Source organism: Phycisphaerales bacterium (genome assembly GCA_016716475.1).
Taxonomy (GTDB): domain Bacteria; phylum Planctomycetota; class Phycisphaerae; order UBA1845; family Fen-1342; genus JADJWG01.
On sequence record JADJWG010000002.1, the window covers coordinates 1,039,089 to 1,062,376 of the forward strand.

The 23,288-nt window shown below is 65.6% G+C and carries 23 protein-coding genes; all 23 read right to left on the minus strand.

Annotated features, from left to right (window positions below; translation table 11 throughout):
* Window positions 1-325: 325 nt before the first annotated feature.
* The 23 genes from flhA to IPM18_12020 all read right to left on the minus strand — a co-directional run bounded on the left by flhA (window position 326) and on the right by IPM18_12020 (window position 23,255).
* A complete protein-coding gene (flhA, locus tag IPM18_11910; GenBank protein MBK9120289.1) occupies window positions 326-3,514 on the minus strand; it encodes a flagellar biosynthesis protein FlhA in 3,189 nt (1,062 codons plus the stop codon).
* Window positions 3,515-3,816: 302 nt separating this feature from the next.
* The gene (flhB, locus tag IPM18_11915; GenBank protein ID MBK9120290.1) at window positions 3,817-4,881 is read right to left on the minus strand and encodes a flagellar biosynthesis protein FlhB; all 1,065 of its coding nucleotides are present in this window, start codon (window positions 4,879-4,881) and stop codon (window positions 3,817-3,819) included.
* A 21-nt stretch (window positions 4,882-4,902) separates the two neighbouring features.
* Window positions 4,903-5,715, minus strand: coding sequence for a flagellar biosynthetic protein FliR (locus IPM18_11920; protein ID MBK9120291.1), 813 nt, complete (start codon window positions 5,713-5,715; stop codon window positions 4,903-4,905).
* 19 nt (window positions 5,716-5,734) lie between these two features.
* The gene (locus IPM18_11925; GenBank protein ID MBK9120292.1) at window positions 5,735-5,989 is read right to left on the minus strand and encodes a flagellar biosynthetic protein FliQ; all 255 of its coding nucleotides are present in this window, start codon (window positions 5,987-5,989) and stop codon (window positions 5,735-5,737) included.
* Window positions 5,990-6,014: 25 nt separating this feature from the next.
* Window positions 6,015-6,869 (minus strand): flagellar type III secretion system pore protein FliP, encoded by an 855-nt coding sequence (gene fliP / locus IPM18_11930; protein MBK9120293.1) that lies wholly within the window; start codon window positions 6,867-6,869, stop codon window positions 6,015-6,017.
* Window positions 6,869-7,609, minus strand: coding sequence for a flagellar biosynthetic protein FliO (locus IPM18_11935; GenBank protein ID MBK9120294.1), 741 nt, complete (start codon window positions 7,607-7,609; stop codon window positions 6,869-6,871). The genes fliP and IPM18_11935 overlap by 1 nt, the downstream gene beginning before the upstream one ends.
* Window positions 7,610-7,667: 58 nt before the next feature.
* Window positions 7,668-8,534, minus strand: coding sequence for a flagellar motor switch protein FliN (gene fliN / locus IPM18_11940; protein MBK9120295.1), 867 nt, complete (start codon window positions 8,532-8,534; stop codon window positions 7,668-7,670).
* A gap of 43 nt (window positions 8,535-8,577) precedes the next feature.
* Window positions 8,578-9,108 (minus strand): hypothetical protein, encoded by a 531-nt coding sequence (locus tag IPM18_11945; GenBank protein MBK9120296.1) that lies wholly within the window; start codon window positions 9,106-9,108, stop codon window positions 8,578-8,580.
* A gap of 187 nt (window positions 9,109-9,295) precedes the next feature.
* On the minus strand, window positions 9,296-9,496 hold the full coding sequence (locus IPM18_11950; GenBank protein ID MBK9120297.1) for a flagellar FlbD family protein: 201 nt from the start codon (window positions 9,494-9,496) through the stop codon (window positions 9,296-9,298).
* A 53-nt stretch (window positions 9,497-9,549) separates the two neighbouring features.
* Window positions 9,550-11,232, minus strand: a complete 1,683-nt coding sequence (locus IPM18_11955) for a flagellar hook-basal body complex protein (protein MBK9120298.1) — start codon at window positions 11,230-11,232, stop codon at window positions 9,550-9,552.
* A 37-nt stretch (window positions 11,233-11,269) separates the two neighbouring features.
* Window positions 11,270-11,866: a hypothetical protein gene (locus tag IPM18_11960; protein ID MBK9120299.1), complete on the minus strand. Its 597-nt coding sequence runs from the start codon at window positions 11,864-11,866 to the stop codon at window positions 11,270-11,272.
* An 85-nt stretch (window positions 11,867-11,951) separates the two neighbouring features.
* Entirely contained in the window at window positions 11,952-13,232 is a 1,281-nt protein-coding gene (locus tag IPM18_11965; protein ID MBK9120300.1) for a flagellar hook-length control protein FliK, read from the minus strand.
* 50 nt (window positions 13,233-13,282) lie between these two features.
* Entirely contained in the window at window positions 13,283-13,972 is a 690-nt protein-coding gene (locus IPM18_11970; protein MBK9120301.1) for a hypothetical protein, read from the minus strand.
* Between the two features lie 43 nt (window positions 13,973-14,015).
* The gene (locus tag IPM18_11975; protein ID MBK9120302.1) at window positions 14,016-14,483 is read right to left on the minus strand and encodes a flagellar FliJ family protein; all 468 of its coding nucleotides are present in this window, start codon (window positions 14,481-14,483) and stop codon (window positions 14,016-14,018) included.
* A 92-nt stretch (window positions 14,484-14,575) separates the two neighbouring features.
* Entirely contained in the window at window positions 14,576-15,955 is a 1,380-nt protein-coding gene (locus IPM18_11980) for a FliI/YscN family ATPase (protein ID MBK9120303.1), read from the minus strand.
* Entirely contained in the window at window positions 15,952-16,695 is a 744-nt protein-coding gene (locus IPM18_11985) for a hypothetical protein (GenBank protein MBK9120304.1), read from the minus strand. Before IPM18_11985 ends, IPM18_11980 begins: the two co-directional genes overlap by 4 nt.
* Before the next feature lie 23 nt (window positions 16,696-16,718).
* Window positions 16,719-17,759 (minus strand): flagellar motor switch protein FliG, encoded by a 1,041-nt coding sequence (fliG, locus tag IPM18_11990; protein MBK9120305.1) that lies wholly within the window; start codon window positions 17,757-17,759, stop codon window positions 16,719-16,721.
* A gap of 1,012 nt (window positions 17,760-18,771) precedes the next feature.
* Window positions 18,772-19,542, minus strand: a complete 771-nt coding sequence (locus IPM18_11995; GenBank protein MBK9120306.1) for a hypothetical protein — start codon at window positions 19,540-19,542, stop codon at window positions 18,772-18,774.
* A gap of 92 nt (window positions 19,543-19,634) precedes the next feature.
* A complete protein-coding gene (fliE, locus tag IPM18_12000) occupies window positions 19,635-19,943 on the minus strand; it encodes a flagellar hook-basal body complex protein FliE (GenBank protein MBK9120307.1) in 309 nt (102 codons plus the stop codon).
* 32 nt (window positions 19,944-19,975) lie between these two features.
* Window positions 19,976-20,374, minus strand: a complete 399-nt coding sequence (flgC, locus tag IPM18_12005; protein ID MBK9120308.1) for a flagellar basal body rod protein FlgC — start codon at window positions 20,372-20,374, stop codon at window positions 19,976-19,978.
* Window positions 20,371-20,808, minus strand: coding sequence for a flagellar basal body rod protein FlgB (gene flgB / locus IPM18_12010; GenBank protein MBK9120309.1), 438 nt, complete (start codon window positions 20,806-20,808; stop codon window positions 20,371-20,373). The genes flgC and flgB overlap by 4 nt, the downstream gene beginning before the upstream one ends.
* A 152-nt stretch (window positions 20,809-20,960) precedes the next feature.
* A complete protein-coding gene (locus IPM18_12015; GenBank protein MBK9120310.1) occupies window positions 20,961-22,364 on the minus strand; it encodes a sigma-54-dependent Fis family transcriptional regulator in 1,404 nt (467 codons plus the stop codon).
* Between the two features lie 15 nt (window positions 22,365-22,379).
* Entirely contained in the window at window positions 22,380-23,255 is an 876-nt protein-coding gene (locus IPM18_12020) for a sensor histidine kinase (GenBank protein MBK9120311.1), read from the minus strand.
* Between the last annotated feature and the right edge of the window lie 33 nt (window positions 23,256-23,288).

Genomic DNA, 23,288 nt, shown 5'->3' on the forward strand with positions numbered 1-23,288 from the left:
GCAGACCGCACCGCCGCTAGCCGGGACAGCGGCGGCTGAATGGGCAACGCTGAGCACCTCCCCGACCACATGCAGAGAACGTCCTGGAAACTCGTGCATTGCACAGCGCTTACCGTGGATCGCCAACAATCCCATGGGTCCGGTAACCAGCAGATCCTCCCCGGGCTGGCATCGCGATACCAAGATCACGTGCGGGTATTATCCAGCCCTCGCCCCTTTTCGTACTGACGACACCGCTGCCCCCCCGGAGCCGGGTAAAATCCACCGGGCGGCGGGTGCTGGGCTCCAGGCGACGCACCATGGCGTCGTCCGACCCACTGACACCCTAGGGTCGCGAATCGTCTGATAACAACAAAAGCTCGGCCACACGTCGCCCGCAGGCCTCCTCAATGTCATCCGGAACGCTGTCCCCATGGGTCAGGTAGGACAGCCGCAGGTTCAGCCGTTTGACAGCATTGAGGATTACCCCAAGACCGACGGCATCGTCGAGGCGGGTGAGAACGACACGGTCGATACCCAGCGGAGCGAAACTCCCGGCGGTCCGCGCTTGCACCGAGGGCAGCAGCGTCGCGGGAAGGACGAGGTGCTGTTCGTCCGGGCGGGCGGCCCGCAGCAGGGCCGCGAGCCGCGCAAACTTGCCCTGCTCGCGCGGACCGAGACCCACCGTATCGATCAGCAGTAAATCCACGTCAGCCGTGGCGCGTAGAGCGTCCTTGACCTCGGAGATGTGCTGGGCCGTATGCAACGGCACATCGAGTACATCCGCATAACGGCGCAACTGATCTGAGCCGCCGATCCGGTGGGTATCAAGCGAAAGCAGTGCCACGCTCCGCCCCTGCCGGAGTTTGAAGTGTGCGGCGAGCTTCGCAAGCGTGGTGGTCTTGCCGCTACCGCTCGGGCCTACCAGCGCCACGCGTCGGGTACAGCCAGCATTCAACTTGACACCGCCGGCCTCGGGCAGGGTGTGGGCGATGTAGGCCCTTAATGCGGCCCGCAGGGCGCGATCCGGATGGTCGCCCTGTGGAAGCCGACGGGCGGCATCCTGCAGCAAGGTCGCAGCGAGTTCCTCGGCCACCTCGGCCTGCACAAGCTCGACATAGTAGGGATAGAGGTATGCCGGGACCGACGCCCCGGACGACTCTTTGACAGGTGGACTTGTCGCACTACTGACCGCAGGTGGCGATTGTGCTCCGACCGTGAAACCGGATTGCGCGGTGTTCGCACGGGCGGGACGCGGTCCCCTGCCAGAAACAGTCGATTCGGCGCTTGCGCTACCCGGCCCGGCAGCCGTAATCGCGACGCAACGGCGCGTCGGGTCATCGCCCGCGAGGGTCCGCGTCTGCAGAATCACCGCGTCGGGGCCCAGGGCGCTCTTCACGAGCGCCAGGGCTTCACGCGTGGACGGGGCTCGAAAGGTCCCGCGTTGGATGTCAAGACTGATTACTCCGTGGGCCTGGACGTCGATGCCGCGCACCACTTCGTTGAGTGCGAGGACCGGTGTCTGGGGCAGAATCGGTTCAATGATGCGACGCACCCAGAGGCGTACCTGCGGGGAAGTCAACACGACCAGTGTGGCGCCCCCGGCAGCGCCAGCGGCATTTTCGACCTGCCGACGTGTGCGCAGGGCGAGCTCGGACTGGCGCTCGGGCGGCAGCGTGAGCGTCGATCCCAGCTCGAGACGCTGGACGTTGGCCTGCACGTAATCCTCGGTGGCTGGGTCGAGAGATACGACGTGGATGGTGCCGGCGGGGTCCTTGTACTGGCCGCAAATCACCCGTGCGAGACTATTGCGGACATACTCGGTGAGTACTTCGAGGTCTTTCGTGCGCGGGCCATAGTCGCCGAGGGTCTCCAGGATGATCTCGAGATCGCGGATGGGCACACGCTCGCGCAGCAGGTTTTGCAACACTTTTTGGACATCACCGACCTTCAGGACGTTGGGGACGACTTCGTCCACAAGACCGGCGTTGCGTTCCTTGACGTTGTCCAGCAATTTCTGCGTGTCGGCCCGACTGAGCAGGTCGGCGGCGCTGCGGCGAATCAGTTCCGTGATGTGCGTGGCCAATACGCCGGAGGGCTCGACGACCGTGTACTGGAGCCGCTCGGCCTGGTCGCGTATTTCCGGCGAGATCCACCAGGCCCGCAGGCCAAAGGCCGGTTCGCGGATTTCGAATCCGTTCAGGGGCTGACTCGCAACACCCGAGTCGATCGCCAGCAGCCGGTCGGGGTGGAGCTCACCCCGGGCAATTTCCTGGCCGCGGAGCAGCACGGCATACTGGGTCGGCTGAAGTTCGACATTGTCCCGTATGCGGACGGGCGGCACGATCAGGCCCAGGTCGATCGCGGTCTGCTTCCGGATGGACTGGATGCGGTCAAGCATGTCGCCCCCGCGACTGCGGTCGATGAGGCGCACGAGGGCATAGCCGACCTGGAGCTCGAGCGGGTCGACCGAGAGGTGCGACTCGATCCGCTCGGGCTTCGCCCGGTCCTGCTGCTGAGCGGCAACCACTTGTTCGCGCGTGGTGTCGCGTTGTGCCCGGTTCAGGAAGTAGGCAATCGTGGCACAGCCGAGGGCCAGCGAGAGCAGCGGCACTTTCGGCAGCGGCGTCAGCATGAGCACCGCGAGGAAGGCCCCGGCGATTGCAATGGCAATGGGCTTGGAGAAGAGCTGGCCAAGGACCTCCTCGCCGAGGTTGGTCTTGCCCGTGCTGCGCGTGACCAGCATGCCGGCGCCGACCGACAGGACGAAGGCCGGAATCTGGCTGGCGAGACCGTCTCCGATGGTGAGCTTGGTGTAAAGGGCGAGCGAGGCCATGAGCGTCAATCCGCCTTCCACCATGCCGACGTAGAGCCCGCCGAGGATGTTCACAATCGTGATCAGGATGCCGGCGACCGCATCGCCGCGAACGAACTTGCTGGCACCGTCCATCGCCCCGTAGAAGTCGGACTCGCGGGAAATTTCCTGGCGACGACGCTTGGCCTCGGCCTCGTCGATGATGCCGGCGTTGAGATCGGCGTCGATGGCCATCTGCTTGCCGGGCATGCCGTCCAGGGTGAACCGCGCGGCAACTTCCGCGATGCGCGTGGCACCTTTCGTAATGACCACAAACTGAATCACCGTGATGATCAGGAAGATGATCACGCCGACGGCCAGCGAGTTGGCTGCGACGAAGATGCCGAAGGCCTCGATCACATGGCCGGCCGCATCGGTCCCCTGCGCCCCGTTCGCGAGAATCAGGCGGGTAGTGGCCGTATTCAGCACCAGCCGGAAGAGCGTCAGGGCGAGCAGCAGTGAGGGAAAACTGGAGAACTCCAGCGGCCCACGGATGTACATCACCGTCATCAGGACGATGGTCGTGGTGAGAATGTTGATCAGCAGGAGAAAGTCGAGGAACTGGGTCGGGAGCGGGATCAGGATGACGAAGATCAGCGCGGCGGCGCACGCGGGAAAGAGCAGCCCGCGGTGTTCCGCGAGGAAGCGCAGCGGCGGCCACTTGTCGAGCGTCCCTGCCAAACGGATTCTCCCGGGCACCCGTGGAAACACCGGTGCAACCGCAGGGCGGTGGACCGGAACACATTCCCAGGGCGAGCCGGCTCCGCCGGCTGATCTTTCTTTCGATCGGACACGGGGCCGACCTGAAGCGGGAACGGGTGTCACGGGCGAATCGTGCGGGGCGCTGACGACGGGCTGGATGAATCAGGGTGCCGCGGTCGGACAGGTCCCCGCGCAGCAGGACATGCCGCGCGCCCTGCGGATGCCCCACGGGGTAGTCGTTCCGGCTGTTGCCGTCGGTCGTTGCGCCGTCTCCCAGACGCTTATCCCGCTGCCCGGCCGGCGAGGCGGTACACATACGCGAGCACTTCGGCCACCGCCCGGTAAAACGCCGGCGGCACGTCCTGCCCCACTTCCACACCCGCGTAGAGCGCCCGCGCAAGTGGCGGTCGCTCGACAATGGGTACCTGGTGCTGCTGCGCCAGCAGGCGAATGCGCTGCGCCAGCAGATCCTTGCCCTTGGCCACGACGCGCGGAGCCCGCATGGTGCGTTCGTCATAACGGATGGCGATGGCATAGTGCGTCGGGTTGGTGACAACCACGTCGGCGCGTGGCACCTCGGCCTGCACACGCTGCATCGCCAGGCGCGCCTGCATCTGCCGGCGGCGCTGCTTGAGCAACGGATCGCCCTCCATTTTCTTCAGTTCGTCGCGCACCTGCTGCTTGGTCATCATGAGCTGTTGCTCGAGCCGCCAGCGCTGAAAGGCGTAATCGAGCAGCGCCAGCACCAGCAGTGCGAAACCCAGTCGTAGCGCAAGGTCGAATACCACACCCGCGCCCCGCCCCAGGAAGCCGGCCGGGTGCAGTCCACCGGTGGCAAGCAATGCCACGATCTGGCTCGAAATGAAAAAGTATGCGAGGGCTCCGACAATCAGCACCTTGAAAAGGCCCATGCCGAAGCGCACGAGCGCTTCGCTCGAAAAGACCCGCTGCAACCCCTTCACCGGGTTGATGTGCTCTGGTTTGAAGCCGAGTTTCTTCGGCGTCAGCATCAACCCCGCCTGTGCCATCCCGGCTCCGGCCGTGCAGACCACCAGCAGTGCCAGCAGCGGCAGACAGGCGGCAGCCACCCCCATGCTGACCCGGCGAATCCACGGCGCAAGTGCGTCGGCCGTCAATTCGGGGGGTTCGCCCAGTGCGGTCAACATGTCGAGGAAGCTGTCGAGCAGACCCGGTCCGAAGAACCGCAGCAACACCAGGGCGGCGAGCAGCGAGGCCGCGGCCGTCAGGTCCTGACTGCGGGCGACCTGGCCCTCCTCGCGCGCTTCCTCGCGTCGACGCGCGGTCGGCTGCTCAGTCCGATCGCCACCATCATCCTGCTGGGCCATCGTCTCTGCTCCACCAACCACTCAGGACTGCGGCACCGCCGCAAGCAGGGTGTCGATCCAGCCATAGGCCTCCTGCACGGCCGCGGAGAAGGCATCGATCGCGGCCGGTAAACCGACCGCCATGAGCAAGAACGCCAGCCCGGCCTTCAGGGGAAAGCCCAGCAGCAGGACGTTGAGTGCCGGCATGCTGCGCGAGACGAAGCCCAGCGCGGCATTCACCAGAAAGAGCGTCAGCAGCACGGGGCCGGCGACTTGGATCGCGAGACTCGTACTCAGCACCAGCGCACTGACCAGCAGGTCTCCACCGAGCAGCGCTGCCGGTGTGGCCGCGAGTAACGGCACGTCGCCGAAGGTGTCGAGGCAGGCACTCAGCAGAGCGCGGTGCCCACCGAGGATCAGGTAGACGACCAGTGCCAACTGCAGATAGAACACGCCGACCACGGTGTCCTGCTCCTCGTTCGTGGGGTCAACGATCTGGCCGTAGGCGAGCCCGGACTCCTGCGCGATGAGCAGGCCGCCGAACTGCATCCCGAGGAAGCAGAGCGAAGTCACCAGGCCGAGCAGCAGGCCGAGCAGCAGCTCACCGAAAATCGCCAGCAGGACCCCCAGCGGCGTGTCGGGCGCATCCGCCGGCAGCGGCACGAGCGGTGTGATGAGCGCCGCGAGCGCCAGCACGAACAGAACCCGCAGCCGAATGGGCACGGAAAGCGCCCCGAACACGGGCTGGAACATCAGCAGTCCGCCCAGGCGGCCGGCTACCAGCGCAAAGATGGGCAGCCGGAGCAGGACGCCCAGCAGTTCGGTCGGCAGTGCATCGGCCGCGGGGAGTGGCACGGGTCAGGATTTCCTGTGGTTACTGCAGCGCAAAAAGGGCTTGCGAGAACTCAAGCAGATGCTGTGCCAGCCAGGGCACGAAGAAGATGGTTGCCCCCACCATCGCCACAATCTTGGGAACAATACTGAGCGTCTGGTCCTGGATTTGGGTCAGCGTCTGCAGCAGCGAGATCACGAATCCTACCAGTACACCGACACCCAGTACCGGCCCGCTCAGCAGCAGAACCGTCAACAGGGCGTGGCGTCCAAGATCGGTGGCCGCAGCAACATCCATGCGCAGCTCCTTGACAGGCCCGCGCTCAGGCCACGCTCGCCATCAGCGCCCCGGCCACGAGGTGCCAGCCGTCGGCCAGCACAAAGAGCAGAAGCTTGAACGGCAGCGAGATCAGCACGGGGGGCAACATCATCATGCCCATGGAAACCAGTACGGTCGCAATGACCATGTCGATGACCAGGAACGGCAGGTAGATCTTGAAGCCGATGATGAACGCCACTTTCAGCTCACTGAGCAGAAAGGCCGGGATCAGCGCCGTCATCGGCACATCGCGCTCCACGAGAAGCTCGTCACCCGTCAGCGGGCGGCGCTGGGAGTACTCGTACATCAGGTAGACGTCCTGCTCGTTGCCGGCGTGGCGAATCTGGTCGAACATGAACGCCCGCAACTCCCCGCCGGCCCGTTCGATGGCCTGCACCTGGCCGAGTTCCTCGTTCAGGTAGGGCTGCACCGCCCCGTGGTGAATGCGTTCACCGGTCGGCGCCATCACAAGAAAGGTCAGGAACAGGGCCAGGCCGACCAGCACCTGCGACGGCGGCAACTGCTGCGTGCCGAGCGCCTGTCGCAGCAGCACGAGCACGACCAGCATGCGCACAAAGCAGGTCATCATGAGCAGGATGCTCGGCGCCACCGTCAGGAGCGTAAGCATGATGAGGATCTGGAGCGAATTGCTGAGCGCCTCGCGGCTGTTGGCCTTCGGGACGAGGTCGCTGAGCGCCGGCACGTAGAACGGGTCGCTGCTGCGCGCAGTTTCCTCCCCACCGGTGGCCGCTGCCACGGGCGTGGCCGACGCAGCGGGAGGTTCCTGCGCCAGCGTGGCAGTGGGCAGCACCCACAGCGCGGCAAAAAGTCCCCACCAGGCAAGGATCGGCAAGCGCATCACGCCTCCCCGAAACGTGTGCGCAGGCGCCCGAGTGCGGCCTGCAACTGGCCTCGCACACCTTCCAGCCGCTGTCCGTCGGGTACCGGCGGCTCCGCACCTTCCTCCGGTGCGGCTTCATTCCGAGCCGCTTCCTCGAGCCAGCGCTGAAACGCGGCCGTCTCGCTCTCCGTGCGGCCGGACACCGCCTGGCCCAGCAGTTGTGCGCAGAGGTCGGCATCCTCGATGGCATGCAGTGGGCGCAGGGCTTCCCCGCTCGCCCCGATGAGCACCAGTCTTGGACCCACCCGCACGAGGTAGAGCACCTGGCGCGCAGTAAGTGTCGTGCGCGTCACAACCTCGAGCAACCCCGGGTGTCGTGGACGCGCTACCAAGGGGAGTCCGCGCTGCCCGAGCGCGGCACGATACCCCCAGGCGAGCAGCAGGATCAGGGCGACCACGGCGACGAGCGCCGTGGTGGTGCGAAACCACGATCCCAGATTGCCGGAAGCGGTTGGCACTGCCCCCGCACTGCGGACGCCACGCTCCCGCGTCACCAGACGCTCGCCGCGCTCGTCCAACACGGTCGGTTGCGCAGCCGCGCTCTCAGCTCCCGGCCCTGCCAGCAGGTCCGTTGTCTGCCAAAGCTCATCCGCCAGCAGTACGCCGCCAGTGGGTTGGGCTAGTACATTGTCGCCAGCCGCAACCGCGGGAACGCCACACCACAGCGCAACGACACACAGAGCAGCCATCCTTGGCACTGGGCACTCCCTTGCGAATACCGCATGGCCTCCAGGCCATGGTCCGTCAGTCGCAGCACTACGCCTGCCCGAGCTCCGGGACCGGGCATTGAATGTCGTTGATACGCACACAGAAGTTGTCGTTCAGCACAAGAACCTCGCCGTGTGCAATCAGCTTGCCGTTGACGAAGATGTCCACCGGGTCACCGGCCAGCTTGTCGAGTTCGACGACCGAGCCGACCCCCAGCTTGAGCACATCCTCGATGTACATGTGGGCCCGCCCCAGCTCGATCTGCACATCGAGCTGCACATCGTCCAACAAATCAATCGGCGCCTCCTCAGCCGGCACGGTATCACCCAGTTCCGGGGCTTCAAAGGCCTGTGCTTCGTCCGCTGACACACGCACCGTCGTCGCCCCCACGACCACGGGAGCGGTGCGAACCTGCGCGGCAGCGACCGCGGCCTCTTCTGCAATGGCGGCAGCCATGGCCTGGGCGATCGGATCATCTTCGGGCGCCGCGCTTCCAACCTGTGTTCCAGCAGTCAAGGCCGCGAGTTCAGCCTGGCTGAGCTGCTTGACAGGTTCGACGGGCTTGGCCGCACGCGGTTGGTAGGCGGCGCCGAGTTGGTCCGCGAGCGCGTCGAGTTCGGCTTGAACCAGTGTATTGCTGTGAACGGGGGGCGGTTCCACCGGCGGTGTTTCAGCGGCGGCCACAGAAGGCCGCTCGGCGTCTGCGAACACAGCGTCGCCCGGATCCCGGGCGGCTGGCTCGGCCGCCGGCACCGCTTCCGCTTCTCCAGCGAGTTGGCTACTGAGCGTGGCGAGGTCTTCCGCCGAAAGCTGACCACTGTCGACCGGGACCTGCGGGTCCAGCGGCGGCTCCGTGGCCGACGAATCAGACGGCTGTTCTGCGGTGGGTGGCTGGTTTTGTGGATCGTCGGTCATGGCCTGCTCAACATCCTTGTCGTCGGGCGCGGCGCCTTGCACATCAATCGGTCCGCATCGGTACGAAACGCGGGATCAGCACGCGCAGAATCAGCCGGTCGTCGCGGGCAATCTCCGCCAGACCGAGTGCCACCTGTTGCCGCAGCGCCCGCAAGTCATCTTCGCGGAGCATGCGGTCGTGTGCCCCTCGGAGTATCTGCGCGAGGCGGTCACCGATCTCTGCCCCGCGCTCGGCCACCAGTCCTTCCATCCGGGCCTGGTCCGCCCGCGGCACCAGCACGCTGATGTCCATGTCGTACAGGAACAGGATGCCGCTCTTGTCGTTCGGGACACGGAAGCCGCGCACCACCTGCACCTCGACGGTACCGGCCGGCTGCGAAGCCGCATCGCCCTGCAGCGCCGGATTGTGCTCCCCGTGCGCCGGCTGCGGCCCCCCCGCGAACATCTTGAAGATGATCAGGAACGCCGCCGCTTCCGCCACGGTCACACCGAGCACCAGCAGCAGCGTCTTCGGCACCTTGCGGGGCGGCTTCTGGCCGGCTTCGTTCTCGTTCTGTGCGATGTCCTTGGGCATACCACTCCATCCGCCTGCAGGGCGCCGCAGCACCGATTCAGGTGCAAGCGCTGGCTCTGCTCTTATCGACCCGGCAGACGGCGGCCTTCATCGGCGGCGCCGGAACGGCGAGTCTTCAGGCCTTTTATCAGCCGCTCCGGCCGGCAACGGCGGTTTGTGCGCCACCGCGCAAAGCGTGCCGCGCTGCTCACGTGACCGGTATTGGGAAGGCCCGCACGAGGCGGCCATACTCAATCGCCCGTCGGACGACTTCCTCCAGCGACTCGCGTACCACGTACTGCTCCCCATTGAGCAGGTGTACCATCGTGTCGGGCGTCTGCTCGATGGCCTTGATCTGTTCGCTGTTGAGTACGAATGGCCGACCGTTGAGGCGCGTCAGTTGGATCATGGACATCACCTTGAAGCAGGCCGGTATCAAAGGCACTGCCGTTCGCGCAAGGTTTACCGCAGCGCGACGAGCAGACTGTCGAGCATCTCATTCGAGACGCTGATCACGCGACTGTTGGCCTGAAAGGCGGTACTCGACGTGATCAGCCCAATAAACTCGCGGGAGAGGTCGACGTTGGAGCCCTCCAGGGCTCCGCCACGCACCAGTCCGGCGCCCAGTGTGCCCGCCGTCACGAGGGCCGGCGGACCCGAGTTGGGGCCGACGGAGAACAGGTTGTCGGCCTCGGCGACGAGCCCTGCATTGTTCGCGAACCGCGCCAGCACCACCTGTCCGAGGGGGCGCGTGAGCCCGTTGCTGAAGATGCCACTGAGCGTGCCGTCGACGCCGACCGCATAGCTGGTCAGCGTGCCCGCCGGATAACCATCCTGGTCCGCAAGAACCACATTGGAAGTGCTGGTCGCCTGCCCGTTAATGCCGGCGAGATTGAGCCGGAACGTAATCGGAGTCGCGGCTCCGGTCATGTCACGAGGCAGCGTGAACTCGTTCCCGGACGCATCGACGAACGTGCCATCGGTGTTGAACCGGGCAATACCGGAGCCCAGCACACGCGTGCCGCCGGTCGCTCCGGGCGAATCGAGCAGGTACCGCCAGACCGGTCCGGTGTTGGGCGTGCTCTCAAGTGTGAAAGTCGCGTTCACCTGGACGGGGTTGCCAAGCGAATCGTACACCGTGAAGGAGGTATACACGCCGGTTCCCTGTGCTGTAGCCGTCTGCGAAAGCGTAAACGGCAGCGCCCGGGAGGCGTTGGAGCTGGTCAAGTGGTTGCTGGCGATCTGGATCGCGTTGGGCTCGCCGGCGTTACTGCGGATGACCAGGGCACCGTTATCCACGAAGACACCCGGGGCACCCTGGAGGCCCGTGCCCGTCTGAATGCCGAGCTGGGTCTCGAGCCAGCGGGCAAAGTCGCCCAGCGTCGAGCCGTTCGTGCCGACGATGAATTCCGCCGTGGGTACGACTCGTTCTCCCCGCGCTGCCCCCGCAAGGCGAATCACGTCACCCTCCGCAAACTGCACTCCGCCCGGATCGGTGCTGCTGCGCAGATCCGTCAACAGTGTGCCCGCCGTCGCCGCGCCGCCGCCGCCATCTACCAGCAACTGGGATGTTTGGATTGATCCACTGAGCGCGCGCTGCTCCGCCGCACTGAGATCACCATCGAGCGCCACGTTCTGCGTCGCACTGGTGATGTTGAGTCGCCCAAGCGGTACCTCCAGTGGCCGGAGCGCGCCAGGGGTGACGTTGAACTGCTGATCCACTCCGTAGCCCATCAGGTGATAGCCGTCGGCCGTCACGAGCTGGTTGGTTGCGTTCAGCGCAAAGGCACCATCACGGGTGTAAAACGTCTGGCCGCCCGCGGTCCGCACGACGAACAGGCCATCGCCCTCAATCGCCAGGTCGCTTGGTTGCCCGGTCGTCTCAACCGATCCGCCACCGAAGAGGCGCTGCGTCGTGCCGATGGCCACGCCGCGACCAATCTGCATCGGGTTGGTTCCACCGCTCGCTTCGCCCGGCGGCGTACCCATCGACAACAGCTCGGAGAACTGCGTCTGGAACAGGGTGCGCGAACCTTTGAATGCAGTCGTGTTCACGTTCGCAATGTTGTGACCGATGGTCTCAACCCGCGTGCGGTTCGCGTGCAAGCCGCTCAGGGCGGTATACATCGCCGACGTCAGTGCCATGCGTGTGCCTCGTACGTATCAGGCGACCAGTTCGGGGCTACAGCCGGAAGCTGCCTTCCAGGGAAAGCCACGGGAGCAGATCGATGGGCTGCGGTGCACGTGCAGTCTGCGACTGCTTGTCCGCCGCAACCGGGTTCGCCGCCCCGACCGCATCTCCTGCCGCTGTCTCAGTGGATGATTGCGGCGCGACGGGTTGACCGGCTCCGACGGCCTCGGGGGTGGTGATGTGGGTCACCGCATCGGCAGCAACAGTTCCACCCGTATCGAGTTCAAGGACGGCTTTGCCATCCGAGCCGATGCGTACGCCGGTCACGATGCCCTGTACATCCTGGGGGGCGCCCTCGGCCGTTGCGGTGCGGGCCGTGATGAATTTGCCGATGAGCTCGCTCACGCCGCTGGTGCGCTGTTGCTGGCTCATCTGGGTCAGGGCGCTTGTGAGTTGCTGCGAGAGCTCAATGCTGCGGATCTGTGAAATCTGGTTGACCATGTCGGCAGTCTTGGCCGGCTCAAGCGGATCCTGCTGCTGCATCTCCGTGATGAGGAGCTTGAAGAACTCCTCGGACTGCATGGTCCCGAAACCACTCGCTCGTGCGGTGCTGCCGGTCGTGCCGACACCGATCGCGCTGGTCTGCATGACAAACGCCCTGTCTGTCGCAGGCGATCGCGGCTTCAGCCCGACCACCTGCCTGGCATTTGCGAACGGGACGCTCCGCGTCACGCTACGCGAGTACGTTCACCAGCGACTCCGCCGCCGGTTCCGGGAAGGCCGTCGCCGCTGGCTCCGCCATCGTCAACTCGGGAACATCCTCGTCTTCGACCCAGCCACGCTCCGCGGACCAGGCCATCCGGCGGTCGGCCGCTTCCTGCTGCGCCGCACCGCCACCATCCTGCATCTGCGACTGCCCCTCCTGGGCCGCACGCTCCGTGGCCGCCGGTGCTCGCACTTCCATGCGCTCGAGCTGGATACCGGCGGCTTCCAGCCGCTGCCGCAGATGCTCCACCTGCTCCGTAAGCAATCGCTGTGCCACACTCGTTTGTGTTTCCACTTCGAGGATCAAGTGCGACTGGTTCATATCCATGCGGACACGCATCGTCCCAAGTTCCGGTGGATCCAGCCGCATAGTCGCGATGGAGCGGTCGTGGCCGAGTCGTGTTTGCACAAGACGCACCAGCCGGGTGACATTCACATCCTCCTCGGCCGGTTCAAGCGTGAGCTGCGCACTTGGCGCAGGATTCGCGCCGCGCAGACCCGCCCGCAGTGCGCCTTGAGGCCCCACACCGACAGTTGCCGTACTACTTGCCGCCCCACTGGGCTGTCCACTTCCTGCTCCACCAGTGCCACTGGCGGCAACCACGGCCGTCACTCCGCTCGTCGTTGATCTTGCGGAGCCCGGGGTGCTCGTCACTCCGGATCCACCGGCAACCATCGCCGGCGTGTGCACTGCTCCAGCTACTGGCACTGCCTGTGCGGGAATCACTGGCGTGGCGACCGCATGTGCAACCGGGTGGGAGCGGGGGTTGGCAACCGCTTCAGCGCCGGGGACGTGCATGGTTGCCACCGCGACACTCCCCGTGCCGGCTTGAGTGCCGTTCGATACCGCCGAGGAGGGAGAGACCCCGGCGGGCGGACGGCCTTGGGCCTCGGCCAGGGCCTGCCGGAACGCACCACCTTCTTGGCGCTCACCCGAGCGAACCGCATTCTGTGGTGGCTGCTGTAGTGCGTGGGCACGGGACGTCGCGCGGCCGGTACCTGTTTTTGCTTCCTGACGTTGGACATCGACGGGGCGCATACCCTCGGCGTGCGCCGCGGTGAGCTCGGCACCATGTTCCTCACGGCGCCGCTGGCGGGCGTCACGCGCTTCCGACAGCAAAGTACGGCGCTGGAGCGCCGCGGTGTCATGCGTAAACGCGCTCAGTAGCTCGGGGAGCAGCAGCAGCCGCGCCGCATTCGTCGCGCGCTGCGCGGTGGGGGCGGCGGGCACGACCGTCGGTACCGACATCGCACAACCTGCACAGGCACCGGGCGCGGCACAACGCCACGAACCCGGTGCTACTGGGGTGCGGCGGCGCCGGCGGTCGTCCCTGACACGTTGGCGGAGCCGGGGGTTCCTTGAAGGCGGACCCGCTCCAGCAGGTCCGTTAGGGCCGCAACTTCTTCCGGTGTGCGAAACTGTGTGAAGATGCGCTTGCGGGCAGTTTCGTCGAGTGCGCTCAGCAGACGTACCGCATCGGCCGGCTGCTTCTGCCAGACGCGCAGCAAATGCTCCTTCGCAAGCCGCGGTTGCAGTGCCAGCACCATCTCCAGCTCTTCCTGGAAGCCGGTGTCGAGGGCGGCCGTTTGCTCCGCGGCCATCTGTTCGCGGAACTCGGCCTGGCGGCGGTCGAGCCGTTCCTGCTGCGTCACCACGTCCGCGAGGGCCTGGTGCAGGAGCTGCCGCTGGTAGCCGTAGTCGCGCGCGGCGCGCTCAGTGGCGAGCGTCGCGAGATAGGCCTGCTCCTTCATGGCGCGCACTTCTTCAACAGTCGAAGCTCGCGGCGGCTCCGGTGCCGGGGGGGGCGGGGGTGGGGCCGGCGGTGGCTCGGCGGCGGTGTCGTATTCACCGCGCAGCACAGCCGCAAACTGGTCCATGCGCGCGCTGTTCAGCCGCCCGACGGCAAACAGGTAGCCGGAGAAGCTCCCGGCCGCGAGTAAGGCGGCCAGGGCAAGTCCGGCCATGCCATGATACAACTTCCAGAACACCTGTGCTCACATCCCTTGCTACCCAGGCGTGCTCCACGGGGAGTCACCCCTGCGGGCATTCATCCTGGCGAAACCGTTGCAACTGCTGTGCCAATTCGTCCGCGGTGGCCTCGGCAGCGCGGTCCTCGGCCTGCCGGTGGGCGTTGAAGCGGCGTTCACGCAACTTCTCAAGCACGCGCGTTTCGCGCCGCGCTTCACGGAGCACGTCCAGTAATGTGCGCAACTCACGCTCGAGCTCGCCGCGTCGTTGCTGTTGTGTACCGGTCTGACGCCGAAGATGCGCGACCCAAGCGCGGCCCCGCTGGAGCGAAAGCGGGTCGAGATCACCCTGGGACTGCAAATCGCGCAGCAACACCTGTTGCCGCTGGATCTCGTCTGCGAGTTGGTGTTGAAGCTGCTCCACACGGGCAATCTCTGCGCGTTTTGCACCGACGTTGCGCTCAGCAGTGCGCGCGCGCAGCGCACGCACACGCAGTAGTGTCTCAAGCCGAAATGTGAAGCGTTGTGCCATGACTGTGCTGCGGTCTTGTCCACTAGCGACTTATGGTCGTGCGACTACCCGGCAGAGATGGCAAGAACGACAAGCAGCCAATCCGAGGCCACTTATTTCCGCATACCCGCCGTGCCTTTACCGAGTCTTTGCCGCGTCTGCTCTAGCAGTTCACCGACCTGGCACAACGCAGCGATGTTCTGTTCATAAGGCGTGTCATCCTGCAGCGTCTGTGTAAGGAATCCGGTCAGCACTTCGCGGGTCTGCACTGCGATGTCATAATCGACATTCGCCCCGGGCACGTACGCCCCAATGCTGACAAGATCCTCGATGTCGCGCCATGTCGCGAGCGTTCGGCGCACAGCGCGGGACGCCTGCTGTTGCTCAGGGGCAGTGACATCCGGTGCTACTCGGCTGATACTGTTCAGCACATCCACGGCCGGAAAGTGCCCTCGATTTGCCAGGTCGCGCGAGAGCCAGACATGGCCGTCGAGAATCCCCCGCACCGCGTCCGCCAGCGGCTCGTCAATATCGCTGCCTTCGACCAGCACGGTGTAGATGCCGGTGATGCTGCCATACGCCGTGCGCCCGGCTCGCTCCAGCAAGCGCGGTAATAACGCGTAGACACTCGGCGGATACCCTTTCGCAGTGGGTGGCTCGCCGGCGGCAAGGCCGATCTGCCGCTGAGCCATCGCCATGCGCGTCAGCGAGTCCATCATCAGGAGGACGTCGAGTCCCTGATCGCGGAAATACTCCGCGATGGCCGTAGCGTGCAGGCAGACGCGCACACGCAGGGCGGCCGCTTCATCGGAGGTACATACGACAACCACGCTGCGCGCCCGGCCTTCAACCCCTAGATGGCGGTCGAGGAAATCCCCGACCTCGCGTCCGCGCTCGCCCACCAGGACGACGACATTCACATCGGCTTGCGTTCGGCGGCAGATCATGCCCATCAAGACGCTCTTGCCGACCCCGGTGCCGGCAAAGATGCCGAGGCGTTGTCCGCGACCGGCCGTGAGCAGACCGTCGATCGCGCGAATACCGAGCCCGAGCGGTGCATCGACCGGGCGACGCTCGAGCGCCGGCGGCGCAGGAGCGTAGAGCGGGTAACGGACATTAAGCCGCGGTGGCGGTCCGCCGTCCAACGGGCGGCCATATGCATCAATGACCCGGCCGAGGAGGTCGTACCCGACGGGGACTCGCGGTGGACCGGACGTGCATTCGACACGATCATCCGGCGCAATCCCGGTGGCCTCGCCGAATACGGACAATAGGGCGAGCCCGTCACGCAGGCCGACCACTTCGGCTTCCACCGGTCCGTGACGCCGTGTATGGACCCGGCAGCGCGCCCCCACCGGCACAGGCAATCCGGTCGCGTGAATCAGCAGCCCGTTGACGGCCCGCACACGGCCTTCGAGCCGCTCGGTCAGCAACGTGGCAACCTCCTCGGTCGCCGCCGCAAAAACATTGGCGCGCGGCGCGGGCTGGTTCACGCGGACGACTCCCCACGGTCAGCCACGGATCCGGTCGCCAGTGTCTCCTGACCGTCAGTGACCAGACTCTCGGCGACCTGGCGAAGTTGTGTCTCGAGCGTGGCATCTACCGCGCCAGCACGCGAGTGCAGCACACAACCACCGCGACCGATGGCCGTGTCGGGCACGATTCGCACATGGTCCGCCCCGGCGATCTGCTGAGCCAGTTGCGGCAGCTCGTCGCGCAGCAGCGCAGCTTCTTCGGGGTGCAAGTGAAACTCAAGATCATGCTGGTGACGGACAAGTTCCAGCAGCGCCCGCACATTCGCCCGAGCCACCGTGCCGCTGTGTAACGCGGCGGTCTTGCAAACACGCTCCGCAATGGCCACCGCAACCGCCAGCAGACCGGTCTCCGCCTCGGCCAGCAGCGTGTGGCGACGCTGCTCATAGTCCTGTAACGCACCGCCGAGGGCCGCGGTCAGTTGTTGCAGATCGGCTGCCGCCGCCGTGCGAGCGGCCTGCCGACCCTCCTCCAGCGCCGCGGCTCGTCCGGCCGCCTGCCCGGCGCGGAAACCCTCCTCATATCCGTTGCGACGCTGCGATTCGCGCTCGGCTGCAAGGTGCTTTTCCGTGGCTGCCCGCAGTCCCTCGGCCTCGCGCTGCGCGCGTGCCAGGATGCGGGCCGCCTCCGCCTCGACATCCGGGAACCGAAAAACGGTTGGACGCGGCCCCGCTTCGCGGCGAATGATGTTGCTCGGCACCACCCACGTCCTCCAGCGGCTGGTCAGACGACCAGCTCGCCCTCACCGCCGCGACCGGCAATGATGACCTCGCCGGCATCTTCGAGCCGGCGCACAATGTCGACGATCTTCTGCTGCGCCGCTTCGACGTCCGATACGCGCACCGGGCCCATGAACTCCATCTCCTCGCGGATGAGCTGCGCCGCACGCTCCGACATATTGTTGAAGATCTTGTCCTTGAGCTCGTCGCTGGCCGTCCGCATGGCCATCGCGAGTTCCTCGTTCTCGACCTCCTTGAGAACCGACTGAATGCCCTTGTCGTTGACCCGAATGATGTCCTCGAAGACAAACATGAGCCGCCGGATCTCTTCGACCAGTTGCGGGTGATCGTCCTCCAGGCCTTCGAGAATCGCCTTCTCGACTGCACGCCCCGACATGTTGAGAATCTCGGCTACCGCTTCGACGCCACCAACACGCTCGAAGCGCTCCGACACCAATCCGGCCAGTCGCTTCTCTAGTCCACGCTCCACTTCCTTGATCACGTCGGGGCTGGTTTGGTCCATGTTGGCGATGCGAGCAACGACCTCGATCTGGCGCTCGGTGGGCAGGGCGGAAAGAATGTCCACGGCCATGCCGGCCGGCACGTGCGAGAGCACCAACGCGATGGTCTGCGGGTGCTCCTCCTGGAGGAACGTGACGAGGTTCTCCTTCTCGGTTTTCTGGAGGAAGCTGAAGGGTTGTTCGTGGACCTGGTGCTCGATGACCGACATGATCCGCCGCGCTTCTTCGGGTGGCAGCGTCTTCATCAGCAGGGTGCGCGCCCACGACATACCGCCTGCGTCCATGTATTGTCGCGCCATCAGCAGGTTATAGAACTCGCGGATGACCTGCTCACGCACTTCCGGTGCAATCGCGTCAATCGCGGCAATCTCGCGCGAGACCTCTTCGACCCGCTCGCGGTCGAGCGCCCGCATGATGCGGGCTGCGGTGTCGTGCCGCAGCGCCACCATCAGCACGGCCGCCTTGCGCACACCGGTGACGTCCTCGATACTGCGGATTTCGGAGCGGTAGGTGCTGCGCGGCATGGGCGACGGTCCTCAATTCTCTTCGCGGTATTGCTCATTCCGCTGGATCCACTGCTCGATCAGGGCGGCCACCGTCTCCGCGTCCTCGTCTACCATCGTGGCGACCTGCTCCAGCATCTTGCGCGTCTGCACCGTGCCGGCGTCGACCTCCTGTGCCACCAGCACCCCCTCGCTCAGCGCCGCTTGCTCAATGAAGTTGGCGGGCTCTGCGTCGAGATACGTGTCCTCCGTTGCGCCCGGTGCCCGCGGCCCTACCCTTCGCACGGCCGGCCGGTTGCCTGCCCGCTGCATCGCCGCGGACGCCAGGGAGACGTCCGCCGCCGCCGCCTTGGCGGCCTCGATCGCTTCGCGCGGCAGCCCCAGCTCGAGTCCAAACGCCTCTCCGCCGTCGGCGCGCCGTGCCATGCGAAGCATGAGCCCCAGTGCCATCAACGCAAGCAGCGCGAGCCCCGACTGCGGGCCGTAACGCTGCACCAGGTCCACACCAAGCTCCAGCGGCGCCGCGGCCGCCGTAACCGGCGCGTCCAGCGGCTCGTCGTAATAGCGCGATACCGCCACATTTTCTTCGCTCTGCGGCCGCAGGAGCTGGGCCACCTGTGGCAACAGGCGGGTGCGTTCCTCGCGAAAGATCTCCTCGATCTGTTCATCCGTCGGCGCGCCCTCCGCCTCGGGATGGCGTCGCCGGTAGACATTTTCAAGGTAGCTGTGCGACAATGAGATGGCCGCTGTGACCTTGACCACGTCACCGGGCGGCGTGCTGCGCGTCTGTTTCGCGTACCCGACGCGCGATTCCGTCTCGCTGGTCTCCTGCCGCTGGCTCTCGCTGATACCACTCCCCCCGCGGGTCATCGCCGTATTCGGCCGCACGCCGGGATCACCGGCCGAACGGTCCCGCACCGTCTCCTGGACCATGGTGCGTTCCGTGGCGGGTACGGCTTTCGTGGGGGTGTCGGTCTCGATGTGATCCGCGGTGCTGTTGAGCTCGACCTGTACGCCTACGATGGCGCGTGGGTCAAAAGGCAGGATGATCTGCTGGAGGTTGGCGAGGAAGCGCTGCTCTTCCGCGAGCACCTTGCGATCGAGTTGCGTGCTGAGATCTCCCTCGGCATCCCAGTCCAGTGCCCGGCGGCCGTTCGCATCGACGACTTCGACGTTCCTCACGGACAGCCCATCCACGGCTCCCGCCACGAGCCGCGCCGCGGCAATTGCCAGGGAGCGCGGCACCTGGTCGCCCCCCCGCATGGTCAGCCGCGACGCTGGCGGAGCTGGGAGGTGCGGTCCGCGCGAAGACCCGCTTCTGAGTGCCATAATTGAGCAGGACGCGCGCGTTGCGCACGCCGTTGAGTTCGCGGAGGACGCGCTCGAGTTCCCCCTGGAGGGCGAAAGTCCAGCGCCGCCGGCTCTCCTCACTCGAGATCCAGGGGTCGGATTCCTTGATGAGTGCGGCGAACCCGACGCTCGTGTCGGAGGGCAGTTTCTCTTGCTGCTGTAATTGCGCGTAGAGTGCAGCGCGATTGCGCGCCGCGCGCACCAGGATGCGATCCCCGCGAATCTCGTAGTGCTCTCCCAGCGCATCAAGACCACTGCGCACCAGCGCCAGGTCCTCTGCCGCCAACCCCTGGTCGATCAGTGGCACCATCTCGGGCGCGGCGGCCCACTGCACCATCCAGATCAGGGCCACCGCGACCAGCAGACCGCCGAGGAAGAGCGCCACCTTCTGCGATGTGTTCACATCGCGCAGGCGCGTCAGGATCTCGCTCAGCCGCTTTTGCAGTGCCGCCATCCTGGCTGCTCCGGGCGGCCTCCGCCGCCGCTTCCATGCCCCCACGTATTCCGGTCAGGCCGCGACTCCACCGCCTCCCGACCGGCGCTGTCCTAGACGCGCAACTGCTTCAGCTCGTCATAGGCATTCACCAGCTTGTTGCGAATTTCCATCAGCAGACTGAAGGCAACTTCCGCTTTGCGGGCTGCCGTGAATACCTCGGTAATGTTGTCGCTGCGCCCCGTGACGAGACTCTCGATACCTTCGTCGGCCTCGGCTTGCATGCGACTGACCTCGGCCAATTGGCTGCGCAGCAGGTCGGCGAAGTCTCGCCCTTCCGCGAAACCCGGGCGCCCAGCCGGGGCGGTGGGCCGGGCGGGCCCGAGCGGAGTCAAGCCGGCGGCGGCGATCGGTTCAGGCATGCATTCCTCCAGGGGCAGGCCGCAAGCCCGACTCAGGCGAAGAGTCGGATGGCCTGTTGTACCATGCCGCGCGTCACATTCAGCATTGCGGCGTTGGCTTCGTACGCACGGCTGGCCGCCAGCGCATCCACATACTCCATCGTGATACTGACGTTCGGCAGTTGAACGTACCCACGCTGGTCGGCGTCGGCGTGGCCAGGATCGTACTTCTCGCGAAACGGAGATGGGTCCGGCCGTATCTCGTCAACGCGAACTCCGGGACCGCCGTGGGCGTCGCCGGTCATGAATGTGACGTACCGGCGGCGGTACGGCGCAGGTGTCCCATCCTCCTGCCGAGTCACCTCGGCATTCGCGATATTGCCTGCGATCACGTCCAGCCGCGTGCGCTGGGCGACGAGAGCGGAGGTGCTGATGTCAAAAGCACGAATCATTCCACGCGTCCCCGAATGGCCCGCAGCAGGTTGGTGAACCGACCGCGCAGCAGACTGGTCGCGAGTTCGTACGTCATCTGGTTCTGGGCCGCATCGGCGAGCAACTGCTCCAGTTTCACGTTCGTACCGTCGTGAAAAAGCACATTTTGCGCCGGCTCGACTTCGGGCTGTACGGCCAGTCGCCCCTGCGTATCCGTACTGAACTGGCGGCTACCCCGCAGTTCCAGCGTGGAACGGCGGTTGGCTCGGGCATCATCCAGTGCCGTTCGCAACGACCGGGCAAAGGTCTCGTGATCCAGCAGCTTGGCCTGGAAGCCCGGTGTATCCACATTAGCGAGGTTCTCACTCAGCACCTTGTGACGCTGTTCGGCATATTGCGCCGCGAGCGCCACCGCGTGGGTCGTACGCGAAGCTGTCAGTCGGTCGATCCACATGGCAATCTCTACTCCGACCTGTTACTGAGCAAGTTGCGCGCCGCACACGTGCCCCGCCCGGACATCAACAGGGCGCTCGTTAGGCCTTGGCCGGAACGGCCGCCGCCGCGCAAGGGCTGCCACATCCGGATGCTGCTTGCGCTTACTGGGATTTACACCAGGACCGCGGAGCGCCGCTGCCGTTCCTCCTGGAAGCTGCCTTCTTCGCGCCACTTTTTCAGCTTGAGCCCAAGCGTGCGCAGACCGATGCCGAGTGCCCGCGCCGTCCGCTCGCGATGGCCCCCGAAGCGCTCCAGCGTCCGCAGGATCAGATCACGCTCAGCGTCATCGAGAATCTGCCCATCGCGGTAGCGCAGCCCCTCGGCTGCGGCCGTGGCGGTCTTGATCGGACCATTCAGCAACGGAGCAATGCTTGCCGGTGTCACCTCGCGGCCCGCCTCCAGTACGCAGACGCGCTCGCAGAGGTTCTCCAGCTCGCGGACGTTCCCCGGCCAGCCGTACTCCGCCAGCACCTTCAGAGTCTCCGCGGTGAAACGTGGTCGCTCGCGCCCATCGCGGGCGGCACAGGTTCCGAGGAAGTGGTCCATCAACAACGGGATGTCCTCGCGACGCTCCCGGAGCGGCGGGACTTCGATCGGCAATACGCTGAGACGATAATACAAATCCTCACGGAAGCGCGCCTTGGCGGCCCAGTCGCGCAAATTGCGGTTCGTAGTCGCGATGACGCGTACATCGACGCGCCGTGTCACCGAGCTGCCGACGCGCTCGAATTCACGCTCCTGGAGGACGCGCAGCAGCTTTGCCTGCAACGCCGGGGCGATCTCGGACACCTCGTCGAGCAGCAGCGTACCTCCATCCGCCAACTCGAAACGTCCTTTACGCATGCGGTCCGCACCGGTGAAAGCGCCTTTCTCGTGGCCGAAGAGTTCGCTTTCGAGCAGGGTCGGCGAGAGGGCCGCACAGTTCACGCACAGCATCGGTTGGTCCGCCCGTGGTGAGGCGGCATGCACGGCCCGGGCGATCAGCTCCTTCCCGGTCCCGCTTTCACCCGTGATCAATACGGTCGCCGCGCTCTGTGCGACGCGCTGCACCTTCTCGAGCACGGGGCGCATGGTGGGTGCCTGCCCGATGAGATGACGGTCGCGACGCAGATCCTCGATGGTGCGCCGCATGATTTCGTTGTCACGCAGCAGGGTCCGCTCCCGCAAGGCCCGTTCGAGCAGAATTTCGATCTCTTCGCCGTTGAACGGCTTCTGGAGATAGTCAAACGCCCCCAGCTTCATCGCTTCGACCGCGTTCTGGATCGAGCCATGCGCCGTCATCAGGATCACGGGCGTGTCGATCCCCAACCGCCGCATCTCGCGCAACAGGCCGACCCCGTCCAGGCCCGGCATGCGCAGATCGGTCAGTATGGCGTCGAACGACTGCTGCTTGATTCTCGTCAGGGCCTCCTGGGCGTTGTCGAATGCGCAGACCTGGTGGTCTTGCGCAGTCAGAGTCGCCAACAGGGAATCACGCATCATTGCCTGATCGTCTACTACGCAGATCCGTGCCATGGGGTCTCCTTGGCGCTAGGCCACGCCAATCCGACGTACCTTTGTGACAACCGGGTCCACCGTGGCCTCGGCACACGGCAGGGAAATTACGAACTCAGCGCCCCCTTGCGATTGGTTCCCCGCCCGCAGTTCACCGCCGTACGCCTCGATCAGGCGGTGTGCAATCGTCAGGCCCAGCCCTGTACCATGTTCCTTCGTCGTGAAGAACGGGTCGAAAATGCGGTGCCGAACTTCGTCCGGAAGGCCCGGTCCCTCGTCGCGCACACACACTTCGACACGTCCCGCACGGACGGTCTTCACCGCCACCTCCACCGTGCCGCCGCGTGGCGACGCCTCGGCCGCGTTAACCACCAGATTCACGAGGACGCGCTGCAGACCTTCGCGCTCTGCTCGTACGGCCGGCAACGGCTCCGGACCTCGCACGAGGAGCGTGACGGCACAATCAACCAGCTTCCGCAGGGTGGCATCGCGCACGCGGTCGAGCAGTTCCCCCAGGGGACAGTTCGTGAACTGACGGTCCCGTGGTGCGAGGGCCAGCGTGTCCTGGACGACCGCTTCGATGGCGTGGATGCCCGCTTCGATTTTCCCGATCAGGTCGAGCGCGGGCTCCATCTGCTGCTGCCGACATTGTGTCCTCAGCAGGTCGCTGTAGAGCTGAATCGCACCCAACGGATTGCGGACTTCGTGGGCGACCCCGGCAGCCATTTCACCCAGTGCCGCCAAGCGGCGGCGCAGCTCCAGTTCACGGTCCTTACTCGCCAGTTCTTCGCGCAGCCGTACGACTTCCTGCTGGAGCACCTGGTGCGTCTCCTGCAGGCGCGCGGTGACATTGAGATATTCGCGCAAGACATTGGAGAGTTCCGCTTCCGGCGGTGCGGCGGGTGCAGGCATCGCGTCGACACTCCTCGCAGTGCGGGTCCACAC

What these genes read in the sequence shown, in the direction of transcription:
- flhB (MBK9120290.1), bottom strand. Translation starts at nt 4,881, where the DNA reads ATGGCCCAGCAGGATGATGGTGGCGATCGGACTGAGCAGCCGACCGCG.
- IPM18_11925 (MBK9120292.1), bottom strand. Translation starts at nt 5,989, where the DNA reads ATGGATGTTGCTGCGGCCACCGATCTTGGACGCCACGCCCTGTTGACG.
- fliP (MBK9120293.1), bottom strand. Translation starts at nt 6,869, where the DNA reads ATGCGCTTGCCGATCCTTGCCTGGTGGGGACTTTTTGCCGCGCTGTGG.
- fliN (MBK9120295.1), bottom strand. Translation starts at nt 8,534, where the DNA reads ATGACCGACGATCCACAAAACCAGCCACCCACCGCAGAACAGCCGTCT.
- IPM18_11945 (MBK9120296.1), bottom strand. Translation starts at nt 9,108, where the DNA reads ATGCCCAAGGACATCGCACAGAACGAGAACGAAGCCGGCCAGAAGCCG.
- IPM18_11950 (MBK9120297.1), bottom strand. Translation starts at nt 9,496, where the DNA reads ATGATCCAACTGACGCGCCTCAACGGTCGGCCATTCGTACTCAACAGC.
- IPM18_11955 (MBK9120298.1), bottom strand. Translation starts at nt 11,232, where the DNA reads ATGGCACTGACGTCGGCGATGTATACCGCCCTGAGCGGCTTGCACGCG.
- IPM18_11960 (MBK9120299.1), bottom strand. Translation starts at nt 11,866, where the DNA reads ATGCAGACCAGCGCGATCGGTGTCGGCACGACCGGCAGCACCGCACGA.
- IPM18_11965 (MBK9120300.1), bottom strand. Translation starts at nt 13,232, where the DNA reads ATGTCGGTACCGACGGTCGTGCCCGCCGCCCCCACCGCGCAGCGCGCG.
- IPM18_11975 (MBK9120302.1), bottom strand. Translation starts at nt 14,483, where the DNA reads ATGGCACAACGCTTCACATTTCGGCTTGAGACACTACTGCGTGTGCGT.
- fliG (MBK9120305.1), bottom strand. Translation starts at nt 17,759, where the DNA reads ATGCCGCGCAGCACCTACCGCTCCGAAATCCGCAGTATCGAGGACGTC.
- IPM18_11995 (MBK9120306.1), bottom strand. Translation starts at nt 19,542, where the DNA reads ATGGCGGCACTGCAAAAGCGGCTGAGCGAGATCCTGACGCGCCTGCGC.
- fliE (MBK9120307.1), bottom strand. Translation starts at nt 19,943, where the DNA reads ATGCCTGAACCGATCGCCGCCGCCGGCTTGACTCCGCTCGGGCCCGCC.
- flgC (MBK9120308.1), bottom strand. Translation starts at nt 20,374, where the DNA reads ATGATTCGTGCTTTTGACATCAGCACCTCCGCTCTCGTCGCCCAGCGC.
- flgB (MBK9120309.1), bottom strand. Translation starts at nt 20,808, where the DNA reads ATGTGGATCGACCGACTGACAGCTTCGCGTACGACCCACGCGGTGGCG.
- IPM18_12015 (MBK9120310.1), bottom strand. Translation starts at nt 22,364, where the DNA reads ATGGCACGGATCTGCGTAGTAGACGATCAGGCAATGATGCGTGATTCC.
- IPM18_12020 (MBK9120311.1), bottom strand. Translation starts at nt 23,255, where the DNA reads ATGCCTGCACCCGCCGCACCGCCGGAAGCGGAACTCTCCAATGTCTTG.